General features: G+C 72.0%; 11 protein-coding genes. 9 read left to right on the top strand and 2 right to left on the bottom strand.

The annotated features are described in order from the left end of the window. The first annotated feature begins 28 nt into the window (after nt 1–28). The 7 genes from OG978_RS28575 (at nt 29) to OG978_RS28545 (ending at nt 11,616) form a co-directional block, all read left to right on the top strand. Nucleotides 29–823 (top strand): DUF6508 domain-containing protein, encoded by a 795-nt coding sequence (locus tag OG978_RS28575; RefSeq protein WP_326767962.1) that lies wholly within the window; start codon nt 29–31, stop codon nt 821–823. 312 nt (nt 824–1,135) lie between these two features. After that, the gene (locus OG978_RS28570; RefSeq protein ID WP_442817758.1) at nt 1,136–1,390 is read left to right on the top strand and encodes a hypothetical protein; all 255 of its coding nucleotides are present in this window, start codon (nt 1,136–1,138) and stop codon (nt 1,388–1,390) included. A 103-nt stretch (nt 1,391–1,493) separates the two neighbouring features. Then, nucleotides 1,494–2,867, top strand: a complete 1,374-nt coding sequence (eccD, locus tag OG978_RS28565; RefSeq protein WP_326767960.1) for a type VII secretion integral membrane protein EccD — start codon at nt 1,494–1,496, stop codon at nt 2,865–2,867. Between the two features lie 53 nt (nt 2,868–2,920). Next, nucleotides 2,921–4,396: a MinD/ParA family ATP-binding protein gene (locus OG978_RS28560; protein WP_326767959.1), complete on the top strand. Its 1,476-nt coding sequence runs from the start codon at nt 2,921–2,923 to the stop codon at nt 4,394–4,396. Between the two features lie 238 nt (nt 4,397–4,634). Further along, the gene (gene eccCa, locus OG978_RS28555; RefSeq protein WP_326767958.1) at nt 4,635–8,606 is read left to right on the top strand and encodes a type VII secretion protein EccCa; all 3,972 of its coding nucleotides are present in this window, start codon (nt 4,635–4,637) and stop codon (nt 8,604–8,606) included. Between the two features lie 81 nt (nt 8,607–8,687). Then, complete coding sequence (locus OG978_RS28550) at nt 8,688–10,106, top strand: DUF6177 family protein (protein WP_326767957.1); 1,419 nt, start codon at nt 8,688–8,690, stop codon at nt 10,104–10,106. 532 nt (nt 10,107–10,638) lie between these two features. Then, complete coding sequence (locus OG978_RS28545) at nt 10,639–11,616, top strand: terpene synthase family protein (protein WP_326767956.1); 978 nt, start codon at nt 10,639–10,641, stop codon at nt 11,614–11,616. Nucleotides 11,617–11,694: 78 nt separating this feature from the next. Here the strand turns inward: OG978_RS28545 and OG978_RS28540 are convergent, their stop codons facing one another. After that, nucleotides 11,695–12,990 carry a PucR family transcriptional regulator gene (locus OG978_RS28540; RefSeq protein WP_326767955.1) on the bottom strand — a complete coding sequence of 432 codons (1,296 nt, stop codon included), beginning with the start codon at nt 12,988–12,990 and terminating at the stop codon, nt 11,695–11,697. A gap of 173 nt (nt 12,991–13,163) precedes the next feature. Between OG978_RS28540 and OG978_RS28535 the strand changes: the two genes are divergently transcribed. Both OG978_RS28535 and OG978_RS28530 read left to right on the top strand, forming a co-directional pair. Then, on the top strand, nt 13,164–14,654 hold the full coding sequence (locus OG978_RS28535) for a long-chain-fatty-acid--CoA ligase (RefSeq protein WP_326767954.1): 1,491 nt from the start codon (nt 13,164–13,166) through the stop codon (nt 14,652–14,654). Between the two features lie 106 nt (nt 14,655–14,760). Continuing rightward, entirely contained in the window at nt 14,761–16,248 is a 1,488-nt protein-coding gene (locus OG978_RS28530) for a carboxylesterase/lipase family protein (RefSeq protein ID WP_326767953.1), read from the top strand. Nucleotides 16,249–16,294: 46 nt separating this feature from the next. Here the strand turns inward: OG978_RS28530 and OG978_RS28525 are convergent, their stop codons facing one another. Beyond that, complete coding sequence (locus OG978_RS28525) at nt 16,295–16,504, bottom strand: EF-hand domain-containing protein (RefSeq protein ID WP_326767952.1); 210 nt, start codon at nt 16,502–16,504, stop codon at nt 16,295–16,297. Nucleotides 16,505–16,558: the final 54 nt, after the last annotated feature.

Here is a 16,558-nt window from a genome sequence, read left to right as displayed (position 1 = left end):
ACCAGGCGGTCCGGGGCAGGAGTGAGTCATGGTGAACCGGGCTGACGCACCGCGTTACCGCAACACGACCGACAGACCGGTCCACCACCTCACCGTCGCCAACTCCCGCGGCGAGGCGATGGGCTACCTGTGGGCCAATGACGAGGACGACGCGGCCGGATGGTGTCTGCGGCCGGCCGGTGACGCGGCCGGCTTCGCCGAAGGGCTTGAGTGGTCCGCAAAGCTCAACGCCGCCAAGGCGCGCGGGCTCGTACCCACGGCCGCGCTCGCCGAGCTGGTCCGCGGCTCGGACCCGAGGCGCGTCAGCCATGTCGTCCCGGGCTCCGTGACCGCGGCCCCGTCCCTGGCCGCGCTCACGGAGCTGGCCGGCGTCGTCACCGAGGCCGACGACCGGCGTCTGCTGGATCGGCTCGACCGCGAGAACGCCGACGCGTGGCGCGAGCTGAGGGAGGCGCTCGCCGCGCTCACGGACGAGGACCGCGATGTGCGGTGGTCCGAGGGCGGGCAGCAGCCCGACGGCACCTGGCGGATGAGCTACCCGCTCCACAGCGAGCGGCTCCAACGCCTGATGCGCACACTGCCCGCTGTCGGCGCGGTGACGCCCGCGTACCTGTGGCGGGACAACCCGCCGCCGGCCGTGCCCGCCGACGGACGGCTGAGTCCGGCCGACGCGGTGCGCGCGGCCACGGCCGTGGTGCGCGGGGAACGATTCTCCGACGGAACGATCGCCCAGGCGGCGAGGGACGGTCTTCTCGACGCCGTGGCCGAGTCGTTGTGCGCTTGGTACGAGGCCGTGGCCGACGGCTCGCGTGACGATCCCTGACGAATACGGAATGCCCGTTCGCCGTGCTCGCTCGTGCCGCAACCTGGGCTGTACTGCCTGCTCACCCATGCCTTATGTTGCAGGAGTGAATTAGGGGATTCCCGTACGGTGCCCGCCGGATGATGCGGAAAATGCCGCTCCCCCGGAGCGCGCGGGAGTGACCCGGCCCCGGCCGCCGTTCCTCGCGCCGACGGGTGATGATGCAGCGACCATGACCGACGCAACGTACGACTGAGGCAACGGACGACGAGACGAATGGCACGGGATTACGACAGCCAGCTTCTGGAGTCGGTGGCGGTACGCCGGCGCAGGATGCGCGACGCACTGCTGTTCGGCGCGCAGCGGGCACGGCGCACGGCGGACGAGCGGCTCGGAAAGGTGTTCGCGGGGATCGCCATCACCGCCGTGCTGTGCGCGGGATGTGTGGGATGGTCCTTCGTCCAGAACATGATGGAGAAACAGAAGGCCGAGCAGCAGAAGCAGCAGCGCCAGGAACAGCAGTACCAGCAGCCGGCGAAAACGGCGCAACCGGATAAAACCGGGGAATCGGCGAAGAATCCCCAGTAAGTCGGTAACTCCGGCGAATTCAGAAAGAGTTCCCCGCAAAGGGGACCGAGAAGGCGCTAGTAGCATGGGCACGCCAAGCTGCCCGACTCCTCAAAACGTCGCGATGATAGGTTCCCGTAAAGTGGTGAGCACAGCAACGACTTCCCGAGCGCAGCTCAGCCGGGTGACTCTGGTCGGTGAGCGACGCCGGGCCGATATCGTCCTGCCGTCCGACACCCCGATCGGGCAGCTACTGCCGGACATTCTGCAGTTGCTGGACGACCGGGCGGCGGCACGCCCGATGACACGGCAGTTGATCACCTCGGACGGCTCCGCGCTCCCGCACGACAGCACGCTGTCCTCGGCCGGGATCGCGGACGGTGCGGTGCTCCGGCTCGTCCGGGCCCACTCCGCGCCCCCTGCCCCGGTCGTGCACGACGTCACCGACCTGGTGGCCGACGACCTTGATCTGCAGGCCTGGCGCTGGCGTCCCGCCGCGCGCCGGACGAGTGCGGGTGTCGCGTCCGTGGCCTTCGCGGTGGTCGCCGCGCTGCTCGCCCGGCGTGAGTTCGCCCTGGACGCGCTGACCGCCGCTCTCGCGGCCGCGACGCTCGTCCTGCTGGCGGCCGGTGCGCTCATCGCGAAGATCGGGCAGGGCAACCGGGGTCTGGCGACCGCGCTCCTGCTCGCCTCCGGCAGCCTCGGCATCCTCACCGCCTGGACCGCCGCGGATGCCTACGACTGGTCGGGAACCGCGCGGCTCGCCGCCGTCGCCGCCGCGCTGGTCCTGACGCTGGTGCTCCTCGGCTACTTCTCGCCGCTCGGCCGCGGCGGGCTCATCGGCGCCGTCGCCACCACCGCGATCACCGTGGTGTGGGAGGCCGTCGCCGCCGTCCAGGACGACCTGGCCCGGCTCGGCGCCGTCATGGCCGTCTTCTCCGTCGTACTGCTCGGCCTGCTTCCCCGGCTGGCGCTGGCGGCCTCCGGGCTCACCGCGCTCGACGACCGCCGCTCCGGCGGTACCTCCGTCAGCCGTCACCAGGTGGGCAACGCCCTGGCGGCCACCCACCGCGGCCTCGCCCTGGCGACGGTGGTCACCGCGGTCTCCGCGGCGGCCGGCGGCTGGCTGCTCACCCTGGCCGACAAGCCGTCCGTGTGGACCGTGGCGCTGCCCTCGCTGGTGGCCCTCGTGCTGCTCTCCCGGGCGCGGGCCTTCCCGCTGGTCGCCGAGGTCGTTGCGCTCTTCGCCGCTGCCGCGATCCTGGTCGTGCGTCTCGTCATGCTGTGGATGCAGCACGCCGGGGGTGCCGGACCGCTCGCCCTGCTGTGCGTGGCCGCGGTGCTGCCACTGCTCGTCCTGGCGGTGCAGCCGCCCGAGCACGTGCAGGTCCGGCTGCGGCGCATGGCCGATCTGGTCGAATCCATCGGCGTGGTGGGGCTCTTCCCGCTCGCCGTCGGTGTGTTCGGCGTGTACGGACAGCTGCTCAACAAGTTCTGAGTCGACGCGCAGGTGCTCCGGGCGGGGCAGCAGGGCGAAAAAGAAGGGCAGACATGCCGAACGAAGACAACTGGCAGGGCGATGTGCTGCGCGCCATGAGGGGCGGCTCCGCTCAGGAGGGCCGGCAGGGCCCCGGCGGTCAGCAGTACGGTGCCCCCGCGCAGGGCCAGGGCGATCAGGCCGGTCAGCCGAACGGTGCCGCCGTGCCGGGCCCCGGCCTTCCCGCGCAGAACGCCCACGCCTACGGGACACCCCAGCAGCAGTACCCCGGCTACCAGGAGCCTCAGCTGCCCCAGCAGCAGTACCCCGGCCACCAACAAGAACAACCGCAGCCCCAGCAGTACCCGGGCTATCAGGAACAGCAGCAGCCCCAACAGCACCTCGACTATCAGGGACAGCCGCAGCCCCAACAGCAGTACCCCGGTTACCAGGAACAGCAGCAGCCGGCTCAGCAGCAGTACCCCGGCCACCAGGAACAGCAGCAGCCCCAGCAGCAGTACCCCGGTTACCAGGAACAGCAGGCCGTGGCCGCCCACCCCGTAGGGCAGCCGCAGCAGGACCGGCCCCAGGCGCAGGCCGCGTACACCCCGGGCACCCGGCCCCACCACACCCCCGACTCCCGGCCCGTGGTGGACCGGCAGCTGGCCGCCGTCGGGCGCAAGGCGCGGCGCGGCGAGCCGTTCACCGCGCGGGCGGCGCGCGCCCTGCGGGTGAGCGTGTCCTCGTCGGCCGCGCGCGAGGTCGCCCGTACCACCGCCACCGCCGAGCTGCTCCAGCAGCCGGTGACGACCGGCCGGCAGATCGCCGTCACCTCCATCCGGGGCGGCGCGGGCAAGTCGACCGTGGCCGCGCTGCTCGGCACCACGTACGCGCACTACCGCCAGGACCCGGTCCTCTTCGTCGAGGCCGACCCGGCGCTCGGCTCGCTGCCGCTGCGGCTCGGTGCCGAGACACTGCGCTGGACCACCGGTGACCTGGCGGACATCATCGAGCCGCAGATGTCGCTGCTGGACATCACCGGCTATCTCGTCCAGCTCCCCGGCAACGCCTGGCTGCTGCCCGGCAGTCAGGGCCAGATCGGCGCGATGCTGGACAGCAGGGCGTACGAGCGGGTCATGGTGTCGCTGCGCCGCTACTTCGGCGTCACCGTCGTCGACTGCGAGACGCTGCCCGCCGAGGTCGCCCGGGTCGCGCTGTCCGCCGCCCAGGCCCGGGTGCTGGCCGCCCCCGCCACGCTGGAGGGCGTCACCAGCACGTACGCGGTCCTGACGTGGATGCAGTCGCTGCCCCGGCAGGTGATCGCCGGCACGGTCGTCGTGCTCAGCGAACTGGTGCCGCACCCCGGACTCGACCTCGACGAGGCCGTGGAGAAGCTGAAGGCCACCGGCGCGAGTGTCCAGGTGCTGCCGTACGACCGGCATCTGGCGGCCGGTGGCGAGATCCGTACCGAACTCCTGGCGCACGCGACCAGGGAGGCCGCCACCCGCCTCGCCGCGGACGTGTTCCGGCTCTCCCAGCAGCACCACTGATCACCGATCGGCAGCACCCACTGATCCCGATGCCCAGGTCGTGTCCGCAGAGTCCCGTCGTACGCCCGCAGGGCGTGGCCCGCGGCGTCTGGTGCGTGCAATCGCAAGGCGGAGGATCGTCCTCGTACTGGGCGTACGAGGACGACTCCGACAACGCGGCGAGTGCGCGTGCCAGGCGTCGCGGGCCAGGTGGGACTCTGCGGACACGACCTGGCCCGACCCCGAGTGACGGACGACGATGAGTACCCGACTGATCCACCGCCCGGCCAGGACCACCCGGCCGCCGGCCGCCTCCGAGGCGCGCACCATCGAGGCCCCGCCGAACCTGCCCGAGGGCAAGTCCGGCAACATCGCGATGTCGCTGTTGCCCGTCGCCGGTGTGATGTCCTCCGTCGTGATGATGACGGTCGTACGCAACAGTCAGTTCGCCGGGCTCGGTGCGATCATCCTGGTCGTCACCATCATCGGCTCCGTGGCGCTGGTCTTCTCGCAGCGCGGCAAGGCCCAGCGCACCCGCCGTACCCAGCGCGAGGCCTACCTCGCCTATCTGGAGGATCTGCGCGAGGAGCTGTCCGTCGAGGAGCGTCGGCGGGCCGAGCGCGCCGATGTCCTCAATCCGCCGCCGCACGCCCTGTACGACATAGTGCGCGACCCGGCCCGGGTCTGGGAGCGGCGCCGGCTCGACGGCGACTTCCTGCGGGTACGCGTCGGCACGGGTGAGATGCCGGTACGCGATCTGACGGTCGCCCAGCAGGGCTCGTCCGTCCTCTCGCCGCCCGACACCTTCATGCTCAACGAGGCGTCCGCGCTGATGGACCGCTTCCGTACCGGCACCGAACTCCCGCTCACCGTCCCGCTCGACCGGGTCGGCAACATCAGTGTCATCGGCCCCCGCGAGGACTGTCTGCGCATCGCGCGCGCCGTGCTCGTCCAGACCGCCGCCACGCACGCCCCCGACGACGTCGCGATGGCGCTCGCCGTGCCCGGTGACCGGCTGGCCGACTGGGAGTGGGCCAAGTGGCTGCCGCACCTGCTCGACACCGAGCAGTTCGACGGCCCTGTCGCGGCCCGCCGGATCGCCCCGTCCGCGCCCCAGCTCTCCCGCCAGATCGGTCCGGAGCTGCGCCGTCGTGCCTCGTACGCGGCCGAGGTGCGGCGCGGTCTGTCCGGGAAGGACGCGCTGTCCATGACGTCCCGGCTGCTCGTCGTCACCGACGGGCACGGCGAGGACGCCGTCGACCTGCCGCGTCCGGACGACGCGGTCGGGCTGCGCGAGATGGGCGTCAGCGTGCTCCACCTGCTCGAACACCGGGTCCAGGAGCCGGGACACGTCAGCGTACGGATCACCGTCGACGGCGACGGGGTGGTCATCGAGGACCTGCGCGAGCAGGAACCGATCAGCGCCCACGGCACCGTGGACGAGGTCAGCATCCCGTTCGCCGAGGGGCTGGCCCGGATGCTGGCTCCGATGCGGCTGTCCGCCGAATCGCTCGTGGACGCCCCGCTGTCCGGGCCCGTCGACTTCGCCGACCTGCTCGGCATCGACGACGTGGCGCAGCTCGACCTCTCGCGCATGTGGGCGCCGCGCGGCGAACGCGCCTTCCTGCGGGTGCCGATCGGTATCAGCGACTCCCACCAGCCGGTGCTCCTGGACCTGAAGGAGTCCTCCGAGCTGGGCATGGGGCCGCACGGGCTGTGTGTCGGCGCCACCGGTTCCGGCAAGTCGGAGCTGCTGCGCACCCTGGTCCTCGCCCTGGTGGCCACGCACCCGCCGGAGGACCTCGCGCTGGTCCTGGTCGACTACAAGGGTGGTGCGACCTTCGCCCCGTTCGCGGAGCTGCCGCACGTGGCCGGTGTCATCACCAACCTGGAGAACCAGGCGGGCCTCGTCGAGCGGGTGCACGCCTCGCTCGCGGGTGAGGTCAAGCGCCGCCAGCAGGTGCTCAAGGACGCGGGCAATGTCGCCGACATCGGTGACTACGCGGCGCTGCGCGCGGACCGGCGGCCCGATCTGGACCCGCTGCCGCATCTGTTCGTCGTGATCGACGAGTTCGGTGAACTCCTCACCGCGAAGCCGGACTTCATCGACCTGTTCCTGTCCATCGGCCGGATCGGCCGCTCCATCGGTGTGCACCTGCTGCTGTCCAGCCAGCGCATCGAGGGCGGCAAGCTCAAGGGCCTGGACACCTATCTCTCGTACCGGCTCGGTCTGCGTACGTTCTCCGCCGACGAGTCGCGTACGGTCCTGGACACCACGGACGCCTTCCATCTGCCGCCGCTGCCCGGCTTCGGCTATCTGAAGGTCGACACCAGCCACTACGAGCGCTTCAAGGCGAGCTATGTCTCGGGCGCGTACCGGGGCCCGGTGCAGCGTACGCAGGAGGAGGACGCCGGTCCGCTCGCCCTGGAGTACGAGGCGTTCAACACCCTGGCCGAGCCGGAGAGTTCGGGCGAGGAGCCGAAGGTGCGGCGCCGCGAGACCGGGCCGACCGAGATGGGTGTCATCGTCGACCAGCTGCAGCAGGCGGCCGGTCCGGTGCGCCGTATCTGGCTGCCGCCGCTGCCCGACGCCGTCGCCCTGGACAAGGTCGCGGGGCCGCTGGACGTGGGCCCGCGCGGGATGCAGCTCGCCAAGCGGCGCGGTCCGCTCCAGGTGCCGCTCGGTCTGCTCGACGACCCGACCAAGCAGTGGCAGGGCCAGTGGTACCTGGACCTCACCGTGGCGGGCGGTCACGCCGCGATCATCGGTGGTCCGCAGGCCGGCAAGACGACGCTGCTGCGCACGCTCGCTCTGGCGATCTCGCTGACCCATACCCCGCAGGAGGTCGGCGTCTACGGCCTCGACCTGGTCGGCGGTGGTCTCCAGGCCGTGTCGGGGCTGCCGCACGTCGGCGGGGTCGCCGGCCGTGCGGACCGGGAGCGCGCGGGTCGCACCGTCGAGGAGGTGCGGGGCATGCTCGCGGTCCGCGAGGAGCTCTTCCGCGAGCACAACATCGACTCCGTGGAGCAGCTGCGTTCGCTGCACTCGGCGGGCCGGCTGCCCCAGTTGGCCTCGGCCGAGATCGTGCTGATCATCGACGGTTTCGGTGCGCTGCGCGACGACTTCGACGAGCTGGACGACGCCGTCGTCGACATCCTCAAGCGCGGTGGCGGCTACGGCATCCATGTCGTCGCGGGCATGCTCCGCTGGAACGACGTACGCATCGCCACCCAGTCGAACTTCGGCACCCGGGTCGAGCTGCGGCTGAACGACCCCAGCGAGTCCAGCATCGACCGCAAGCTCGCGCAGACCCTGTCGCCCGACGAGCCGGGCCGCATCCTCACCGACGGCAAGCTCTTCGCGCAGGTCGCGCTGCCGCGCACGGACGGTCTCGCGGACGTCTCGGACCTGGGTGCCGTCCTGGAGCACACGGCCCGCACGGTCCGCGCCACCTGGAGCGGCGAGGTCGCCCAGCCGGTGCGGATCCTGCCGCACATCCTGGAGCCGCACCTGCTGCCGGGCCCGGTCGCCGAGCCCAAGCGGGTGCCGATCGGCCTGGACCAGACGGCGCTCGCGCCCGCCGTGCTCGACCTGTTCCACCACGACCAGCATCTGCTGATCATGGGCGACAGCGAGTGCGGCAAGACGAACCTGCTGAAGACCGTCGCCGGTGGGCTGATCGAGCGCTACGGCGAGGAGGAGCTGGTCTTCGCCGTCATGGACCCGCGGCGCGGTCTGCGCGGTGCGATCCCCGAGGAGTTCCGCGGCGGTTACGCGTACAACCCCAAGATGTGTGCGGGTCTGGCCGCCGGTATCGCCACCGAGCTGGAGAAGCGGCTGCCGGACGACCGGGCGGACACCGAGGACCTGGAGCCCGGCAGCTGGGGCAGCGGTCCGCGGATCGTGATCCTCGTCGACGACTACGACGTACTGACCACGGCCGGCCAGTCGCCGCTCGACCCGTTCCTGCCGTACATCCCGTCCGCCGTCGACATCGGGCTCCACTTCGTGCTGACGCGCCGGGTCGCGGGTGCCTCACGAGGCATGTACGACCCGCTGGTGCTGGGGCTGCGCGAGTCGGGGGCCTCGGCGCTCCTGATGGCGGGCGACCGCAGCGAGGGCCAGCTGTTCCCCGGCGTGTACGCGGCCCAGCAGCCGCCGGGCCGCGGTGTGTTCATCCGCAGGGGCCAGCCCAACCGTCTGATCCAGACCGTGTACACCGCGGAGTGACGGGCCGGGGAGCGGTCCCGCATACGCGGGCCGCGCCCCACCGCACATCCGCACCCGGACGAAGAAGGAACGGCCGACCACATGACCAAGGACGTCATCGCCCTCACCCCGCGCATGCCCGACCCGTTGACCGTGCTCGCGGCTCTGCTCGCGGGCGGCCCGGACAAACTGGTGGGGACGGCGGGCGAGGATGCCGTCGTGCAGCTCTGCGACGATCAGGGCCGGCCGCTCGTCTCCATCGAGGCGCCGCTGCTGGTGCAGGTCGCGGGCGAGGCCGAGCGGCTACTCGGGGCCACCGCGCCCCCGGTCCCGTTCTGGTGGACGGAGGCCCGTGCCACCACCGGTGTCGAGGAGGCCGAACTGCTCGCGGGCACCTTCGCCGCCCGGATCGCCACGCTGGCCGGGGGCTCCGCCTGGCCACCCGAGGCCGCGCGTTCCCTCGCGGTGGTGAAGACCGAGGGCGTGAGCGTCGCGCCCACGCCCGCCGCCGCGCAGCCCGCCGTCGACGCACTCACCGACAAGGTGGCCGTCATCATCCAGGACCGTCCGGTGATCGCCATGACGGCCTGGCTCTCGGACGCGTTCCGGGCCGCGGCCAATGCCGAGCTGGGGCTCCAGATCGTCACGTCGCCGGGTGCCACGCTCTCCCCCGCGGTACGCAACAGCCTGAGCGGCTGGCCGTCGCGCTGGGTGGTGCAGGACGAGAAGGACGGCTACTACGACGGCCTGTCCGGTGCCGTACTGCGCTGGCAGAACGGCATGTTCGCGACGGTCGAGGCGGCCGACGCCACCCCCGAGGACCCGCGCACCCCGGTGGCCGCCTCCTACCAGGAGGTCGCGAACACCGGTGAGCGTCAGCTGGCGATCTCGTTCCGCACGGTCCACCCGGCGGACGACCGGCTGGTGCTGGGCGGGGCCCTGGAGTCGGTGTGGCAGGAGCTGACGGGGCAGGCTCCGGCGGGGTGGGGCACCGCCGAGCCCGCCAACCTGCCGTGGTCGCTGCGCCGGCTGACCGATGTCGCCTTCGACCGGGCGCCCGCGCCGACCTGGCTCGTGGTGGTCGGCAGCCCGGACCGGCCGGGCCTGGCCACGGTCCGCATCAGCCGTACGAAGGCGGGGGTGGAGGAGGACGTCACGCTGGCGTTCGGTTACGGCCCCGGCGAGGAACCCCCGCTGGACGCCCTGCCCCGGGTGGCCGAGGTGCTCGCCACCCGTCATCACCTGCAGTCGATGCTGGTCCAACTCCGCAAGGCCCGCCGCGACTTGGCGGTGCCGCCGCGCTTCGAGGGGCCTGGGGTCCCGCTGGCCTTCGTGCTCGGCGCGGAGGAGGTGCGCGAGATGCCCGGCGACCGCGCCCGGCGCACCCCGCTTGCCGAGCCGCCGGTCCAGCTCGGCCCGAGGTCCCGTCCGGCGCTGTACTACCCGCTGCCGGGTGACCCGTCGGACCTGTCCGGCTGGCAGGACTTCGAGCGGCTGATGCGGCATCTGAAGGGCGCCTGAGCGAGACGACACCGTGCGGCCCCGTACCGGGTATCCGGTACGGGGCCGTCGGCATGCCCGGGGGCGGGGCAGCGCAGCGGGGCGGCGTGAAATCGACGGCGTGGACGGCGGCCCGGACGGCTGCGCCATCGACAGGCGATCACCACAAGAGGTCACCAACTGCTCAGAGATGTTCAGTCGTTCCTGACGATCAGGCAGTTTCGGTCACAAACGACTTCCCTCTTACCGCCACAGGCGGTTGACTGGGTGTCACGCATGGTGATGCCACCGTCCTGAGCCAAGGGCGATTGCCACCGCGGGCCCGCGGGCCCGCCCCCGATGCCCCGAACCCCGGCGGAGGAGAGTGAGCAGGGATGACTGCCTCGTCTCGCTCGGTGATCCTCTGGCCAGAGACGGTGGGTGCGGGCGGCCCGTCCCCCGATGCGTACCCGGCGCCGACACGTGAGTCCGACCGGATACCCGTTCGTATCGTTCATCCGAATCGTTTCGACGAGGGGCACCAATGAGCCAGATTGCGCTGCCAGCGTTTCATATGCCGTTCCAGAGCACCGGATGCAATCCCGGCATCGAGGCGACCAGGGAGGCCGCATGGGAATGGGCCGAATCCAATGACCTCGTGCTCTCCCCGGTGGCCCGGAAGAAGATGATCCGGACAAGGCCCGAACTCTGGATATCCCTCATATTCCCTTCCGCCTCGCAGCAGCATCTCGATCTCTTCTGCCAGTGGCTCTTCTGGGCCTTCCTCGTCGACGACGAGTTCGACGACGGGCCCGCCGGACGTGATCCGCGCATGTGCGAGGCGGCGATCGACCGGCTGGTCGCCGTTCTCGACGGCGGCCCGCCGCGCGGCGCCATGGAGCGCGCACTCGTGGGGCTGCGGACCCGGACGTACCGCAACCGCTCGGCGCGCTGGATCCGGCAGTTCCGGCGGGACACGGTCGCCTGGCTGTGGACCTACTACGCCGAGGCCGTGGAGCGGGCCGCCGGGCAGGCGCCGAGCCGTACCGAATTCGTGAAGCACCGCCGGGATTCGGTGGCCATGCAGCCCTTCCTGGATCTCCATGAGATCACCGCCGGAATCGACCTTCCGGAATCGGCCCGGAGCCTTCCCGCGTACATCGCGCTGCGCAACTCGGTGACCGATCACTCGGGGCTCTGCAACGACATCTGTTCCTTCGAGAAGGAGGCGCTGCTCGGATACGAGCACAATGCGGTGCGCCTCATTCAGCGTGATCGCGGATGCACGCTCCAGGAGGCCGTCGACGAGGCCGGCGCGCAGCTCGCGGAGATCGCGCAGCGGGTGCAGCGCGCCGAGAAGGAACTGATCGAGGAAATCGACGCGGCCGGTATCCAGGGCCCCACCCGGACCGCGCTGGAGCGGTGTATGCAGGACTACCGCGGGCTGGTCCGGGGCGACTTCGACTACCACGCCCGCGCGGAGCGCTACACCCGTCCCGATCTCGTCGAGGTCGACGAACGGGAGTCCCTGTCGGAGCACTTCGCGGCCTGACCCGTCGTCGGCACGGCGCGGGAGCCGACGACCGGAGGCCCGGCAACGGCCTCCGGTCCCGCGCGGCCGCCCGCACGGTCAGGCCCGGCCCAAGTCACCGTCCATCGGCGCCCGTTCGTCGTCGGCGCCCATCAGCGGCAGCGCCCGCAGGGCCAGCGCCCACCCCAGCCGCACCTCGCCCGACTCCGCGGAACGGCCGGTGAGTTCGGCGATCCGGCCGATCCGGTTGAGGACCGTGTTGCGGTGGCAGTAGAGCAGCTCGGCCGCCCGCGCCGCCGAGCAGCCGTGGTCGAGCCAGACCCGGAGGGTGCCCAGCAGTACGTCGCGTTCGGCCGCCGTGTCCAGGACGCCGCCCAGCTGTGTGGTGACGATGCGCTCGGCGATCTCCGGCCGGCCGACGAGGAGCACCTCCGCGAGCCGGTCGTCGAAGGCCGCCGCCTCGCCGCTCCCGGCGGGCAGCGTGCGCAGCGCCTGCTCGGCCAGCCGCAGGGCCCTGCCCGCCTGGGCGAGCCGGTCGAACTCCGGTGACACGCCCGCGGTGGCACCGGTGTGGTGCCGCAACAGGTCGAGCAGGACACCGGACTCCCCCGCGGCCAGCCGCACGATTCCCGCGTACCGGCCCGACCTGGGGCGCCAGAAGGACCAGATGCCGTGGTCGTCGAGGACGGGTGCCGGGTTGGGCGGTGCGGCCGGGTCCTGGGCGGCGACGACGATGACGTACCGGTCGTGGACCGGCACGCCCAGCGCCGCGGAGGCCGCCGCCGCGACCGCCGGATCGTCGCCGCGCCCGTCGAGCAGGGCCTCGAAGAGGGCGACGCGGCGGGTGTCCTGCCTGCCCTGCATCTCCAGCTGGGTCAGCCGGTACGACTCCGCCATCACCAGCGAGTAGCGGTCGATGGTCTCCCACACGGCGCCCGCCATGTCGAGCTCGGTGTCCCGGTCGCCCGAGACCGGCCCCACGGCGTCCGGTGTCCCGCGCGTCGCCCGCAGATGCTCGGCCATCATCTGCCACATCACCCGGCCACCGCGCCGGTAGGCCTGGAGCACGGTGTCCAGCGGTACGTCCTGCTCCGCCCGCCGTCGCCCCGTCTCGCGCGCCGCGTGCTCGCCGTCGCCCTCACTGGACGGCAGCCCGCCGAAGTCCTCCAGCGCACGCACCAGGTTGTCGCGGCAGATCCCCCACAGGTCGTCCCGGCTGACGGGCGAGCCGGAGGCATACGTACCGCTGTGCGCGTGGATGTCGTCGACGACCCGCCGGGTCAGTTCGTCGATCCCCGGCAGGAGGGCGACGGCCAGCGCGCGGCGCAACTCGCCGTCGTCGTCGGGGCGGTGGCCGTCGGTGCGGGGGGCTCGGGCACCCGGATTCTGCGCCATGCCCGAAGATTAACGCCCCCGTTATGCGGATGCCTTGTCGCGTACCGCTCCGAGTGGCCGCTGCCCAGGTGAGCGTTACGCATGGTGGGCACCTGCACATTGTGCCGAGGTGGGGACACGGCCGATTCTGAGCAGGAGCAGCCGTGTGAACGCCATGTTTCCTGGAGCGTGTCATGTTTCTCAGCGTCGCCATCATCCTGCGCGAGTCGGCCCGCAAGCATCCCGACCGCGTGGCCGTGGTCGATTCCGGCACCCACATCAGCTACCGCGAGCTGTGGGAAGGGGCGCTGCGCTGCGCGGGCGCGCTGCAGGCGTCCGGGGTCCGGCCGGGCGACCGGGTCGCGGTGCTGCTGCCCAACTCGGCGGACTTCCTGTACGCGTACTTCGGCGCGCTCGCCGCCGGGGCGACGGTGGTGCCGGTGCACGGGCTGCTGGTGGCCGACGAGGTGGCGTATGTGCTGCGGCACAGCGGTTCCGTCGCGCTGATCGGCGGCGGTCCGATGTGGCCGGTCGCCGAGGAGGGGGCGCGCGCCGCAGGGGTCCGGGCCGTGCAGGGCGTGCCGACGGGCGGCGACCCGCTGCTCGCGCCGGAGCCGGCGGCGCCGGAGGACACCGCGGTGATCCTGTACACCAGCGGCACGACCGGGCGGCCCAAGGGGGCCCTGCTCACCCACCTCAACATCGTGTTGAACGCCTCCGTGATCGCCCACGACCTGCTGCGGCTGGACGTCGACGACGTGGTCCTCGGCTGTCTGCCGCTGTTCCACACCTACGGGCAGACCTGCGCGATGAACGCGACGCTCAGGGCCGGGGCGACGCTCGTCCTCATGCCGCGCTTCAGCGGCGCGGGCGCGCTGGAGCTGCTGGCCGCCGAAGGGGTGAGCATCTTCATGGGCGTACCGACGATGTACCACGCCCTTGTCGAGGCCGCGGCGCAGGACGACACGACGCGTCGGCCCACCCTGCGCGCGGCCGTCTCGGGCGGCGCGGCCCTCCCGGTCGCCGTACTCGAACGCTTCGAGGAGACCTTCGCGACGCAGGTCCTGGAGGGCTACGGGCTGACCGAGACCTCCCCGGTCGCCACCTTCAACCAGCCGGAGCTCGGCCGGCGCCCCGGCACGGTCGGCCACCCGGTGTGGGGCGTGGAGATCGGTGTGGCGGACGCGGCGGTGGAGGACGCCGTGCTGCTGCTCCCGGACGGCGAGGTCGGCGAGGTCGTGGTGCGTGGCCACAACGTGTTCGCCGGGTACCTCGACGATCCGGCGGCGACGGCCGCGGCGGTGGTCGACGGCTGGTTCCGCACCGGGGATCTCGGGGTCCGGGACGAGGACGGCTTCCTGAGCATCGTCGACCGGAAGAAGGACCTGGTCATCCGGGGCGGCTTCAACATCTATCCGCGTGAGGTCGAGGAGGTGCTGGTCCGGCATCCGGCGGTCTCCGAGGTCGCGGTGATCGGTGTGCCCGACGAGGCGCGCGGTGAGGAGATCTGCGCGGTCGTCGTGCTGCGTGCCGGGGCGGACGCGATGACGGAGGAGGAGCTGATCGCCTGGTCCAGGGAGCGGCTCGGGCGGCACAAGTATCCGCGCATCGTGCGGTTCACCGGTTCGCTGCCGCTGGGACCGACCGGCAAGGTCCTCAAGCGGGCCCTGACGGCCTCCTCCTGATCCCCCGCCCGATCACCCCCGCGGGGCCGGTCCGGGTCGACGCGGCCCCGGACCGGGTACATATCGGGTCTCCGTTCGCGATCGCGCCGCAGAAGGGCTGAATCACATGTCTGCCGTACCCTCTCCGATACCCGGGACGTCACCTCAGGTCAGCACGGTCCACGGGGCGGTGCGCGGCACGCTGGAGCAGGGTGTTGCCGTCTTCCGCGGCATCCCGTACGCCGCCCCGCCGGTCGGCGCCCGGCGCTTCCGGGCACCCGAGCCGCCCGAGCCCTGGGAGGGGGTGCGGGACGCGGTGGCGTTCGGGCCGACCGCGCCCAAGCGGCCGTACAACCCGCCGCTGGACCGGCTGCTGCCCGACCCCGATGTGGCGGGCGACGACTGCCTCAACCTCAATGTGTGGACACCGTCCCCGGACCGCACCGGGCTCCCGGTACTCGTCTGGATCCACGGCGGTTCGCTGCTGCACGGCTCGTCGGCGGTGCCGCTGTACGACGGGACCGCGTTCGCCCGGGACGGTGTGGTCCTGGTGTCGGTCAACTACCGGCTCGGCATGGAGGGGTTCGGGGTGTTCCCGGACGCGCCCGCCAACCGGGGGCTGCTCGACCAGATCGCGGCGCTGACCTGGGTGCGGGACAACATCGCGGCGTTCGGCGGCGATCCGGACCTGGTCACGGTGTGCGGCGAGTCGGCGGGGGCGATCAGCATCGGCGCCCTGCTGGCCGCCCCGCGGGCAAGGGGCCTGTTCCGGCGGGCGGTGCTGCAGAGCGGTGCGCCGACCGCGCTGCCGCTGGGCGCGGCCGCCCGCCGCACCACGGAGCTGGTCGCCAAGCGGCTCGGGGTCGAGGCGACGGCCGGGGCGCTGGCCGCGGTGGATCCAGCCGCGCTGCTGGCCGCGCAGACCGAGGTGACGGCCGGCGGCTCCCCGCTGACCGGCGGGAACTCCTTCCAGATCGTGGTGGACGGTGATCTGTTGCCCCGCGAGCCGCTCGAAGCGCTGCTGGACGGCGCCGCGTCCGACGTCGATCTGCTGATGGGCTCGAACAGCGAGGAGTACCGGCTCTGGTTCGTACCCAGTGGTCTGACCGAGCGGCTGTCCGCGTTCAAGCTCAGGCTGGCCCTGCTGAAGTTCAAGGTGCCGGGCGCCACGACGCGTACGTACCGGGCGAACCGGCCGGGTGCCATGCCGGGTGAGCTGCTCGGCGCGCTCGCCACCGATCTGCTGCTGCGGGTCCCGCTGAACCGGGTGGCGGACGCCCATGCCGACGCCCCGGGAAGCACCCATGTCTACGAGTTCGGCTGGCCGTCCCCGGTGCTGCGGCTGGGCGCCTGTCACGCGCTGGAGATCGGCTTCGTCTTCGACACACTGGACAAGCCCGACGCGGTGGCGCTGGCCGGCGAGGAAGCCCCGCAGGAGCTGGCCGACGCGATGCACGCGGCGTGGGTGGCGTTCGCCGCTTCCGGCGACCCCGGCTGGCCGGCCTGGGACGACTCGCGCCCGGTGATGGGCTTCGGCCCCGGAAAGCCCGCCGTGGTGCGGGCCCCGCGCGACGAGGAGCTGCGCGGCTGGGCGCCGTACCGCAGGAACTCCTGACGGCGGCCCCCGGCCCGCGGGCCGGGGGTCCTCCGGGCCGTCGACCCTAGTTCTGCGCCGCCCAGAACTCGTCGAACGTGAGCAGCCCGTCGCCGTTGGCGTCGTGCGAGTTGATGACGGCCTGGGCCACCGTCTCGGTGACGTAGGGGTCGCCGAGCTGAGCCATCACGCTCTTGTACTCGGCGGCCGAGATCAGCCCGTCGCCGTTCAGATCGAACCGCTCGAATGCCTTGCGCGCCGACTCTATGTCCGCCACAGTTCCGCCCCTTCGTAGTGCCTGATCATTGCCTGGCCAATGCCTGACTGACGG

Source organism: Streptomyces sp. NBC_01591 (assembly GCF_035918155.1).
GTDB lineage: Bacteria > Actinomycetota > Actinomycetes > Streptomycetales > Streptomycetaceae > Streptomyces.
This window is presented reverse-complemented; position numbering and strand designations above follow the sequence as displayed.